The sequence below is a fragment of the Catenulispora subtropica genome, assembly GCF_039531675.1.
GTDB lineage: Bacteria > Actinomycetota > Actinomycetes > Streptomycetales > Catenulisporaceae > Catenulispora > Catenulispora subtropica.
This window is the reverse complement of record NZ_BAAAQM010000124.1, coordinates 1-1,634: the sequence shown is the minus strand read 5'-3', so window position 1 is coordinate 1,634 and position 1,634 is coordinate 1. Positions and strand designations below refer to the sequence as shown.

Genomic DNA, 1,634 nt, shown 5'->3' with positions numbered 1-1,634 from the left:
CGGCGGCCGCGTGGGCCGCTCCCGGCATCAGCGCCGCCGCGGTTCCGGCGCCGGCCGCGAGCGCCGCGCCGGCCACCGCGCCCAGAGCGGGTCTCAGGCGCTTCATGGGGATGGACATGGCCCTCCTTCATCCTGTCGACACATCGCGCGGAACGTAGGAACCCAGGACCCGCACACGCAAGACACCCGGCTTGGGCCGTCCACCGACCACGGCGCCCGAGTGAAAGTTTCATGGCGCCCCCCGTCACGCCCCGGACGTGACCGGCCTGCGGCCCTCGTGCCGGCCCGCCCCCTTGACAAGTACGGGTCGTGAGACGAGGTTGCATGAGAGCGCTCTCACCCCACCGTGAGCAGCTCGACACCCGGCGTTCACCGCCGAGGGGCTCCACGCCGCCACCGAAGGAGAACCCGCCCGATGTCTCGCCCCACGGTTCCGGATCCCCGCCCCACCCTCGCCGACGTGGCAGCCCTAGCCGGCGTGTCACCGGCCACCGCCTCGCGCGTGCTCAACGGCACCGCGAAGGTGAGCCGCTCGGCCCGGGCCGGCGTGCACGATGCGGTGTCGCAGCTCGCGTACGTCCGCCAACGGGCCCGGGCCGCGCGCGACGAGCACATCAGCTCGATCGCGGCCGTGGTGTGCGGGACCGACCAGTGGCTGTTCGCCGACCCGTACTTCTCGCGCATCCTGCTCGGCGCCGGCCGCGAACTGCGCACCGACGAGATCCAGCTGGTGCTGCTGGTCGTGCGCGGCCTGGCCGACCACCCGCTGGTCGAGCGCTACCTGGCGCGCGGCGCGGCGGACGGCGTGATGCTGATCAACGCCCACGACCGCGACCCGCTGGGGCTGACGCTCCAGGCGATGAACGTGCCGACGGTGGTGGCCGGACGCAGCACACCGCCGTGCCGGCTGCCGTACGTGGACGCCGACAACCGCTCCGGCGCCCGCGAAGCGGTCCGGCACCTGCTGCGGTCGGGCCGCAGGCACGTGGTCTCCATCGCCGGCCCGCCGGACATGGCGGTCGGGGCGGACCGCCGCGACGGCTACCGGGACGCGATCGCCGAGGCCGGCGCCGGCGGAATGGTGCTCTACGGCGACTTCACCCAGTCGTCCGGCGAGCACGCGATGCTCCAGTTGCTGGAACACCAGCCGGAGCTGGACGCGGTCTTCGCCGCCTCGGACCTGATGGCGCTGGGGGCCCTGCGCGCCCTGCGCCGGGCCGGCCGCCGCGTCCCGGACGACGTCGCCGTCATCGGGTTCGACGACGCCCCGCTGGCCGCGCACACCGACCCGCGCCTGACCACCGTCCGCCAGCCGGTGGAGGAGATGGGCGCGGCGATGGCCCGGCACCTGACCCGCCATATCAACGGGGTGGCCGACGTGCCCGCGCACACGGTCTTCCCGACCCAACTGGTGATCCGCGACTCCGCCTGATCGCCAGCCCTCGAACGTCCGCCGCACGAGGTGTGCGGCGGCGATGTCGCCCTGCCCAAGAAGGGATCGAACGAAGCAGTGAACAGACCCCTGAGAGCGCCGAGACCGAGGCCGAAGAGATGGCGGGCGCTCGCGCTCGCCCTCGCCTCGGCCCTCGGCGTCGGTATGATCGCGGCCGCTCCACAAGCCGCGCGAGCTGCGA

General features: G+C 73.7%; 1 protein-coding gene. It reads left to right on the top strand.

Annotated elements, in window-relative coordinates; genetic code table 11:
• Positions 1-415: 415 nt before the first annotated feature.
• Entirely contained in the window at positions 416-1,432 is a 1,017-nt protein-coding gene (locus tag ABD466_RS44220; protein WP_344663320.1) for a LacI family DNA-binding transcriptional regulator, read from the top strand.
• Positions 1,433-1,634 lie beyond the last annotated feature (202 nt).

What these genes read in the sequence shown, in the direction of transcription:
- ABD466_RS44220 (WP_344663320.1), top strand. Translation starts at nt 416, where the DNA reads ATGTCTCGCCCCACGGTTCCGGATCCCCGCCCCACCCTCGCCGACGTG.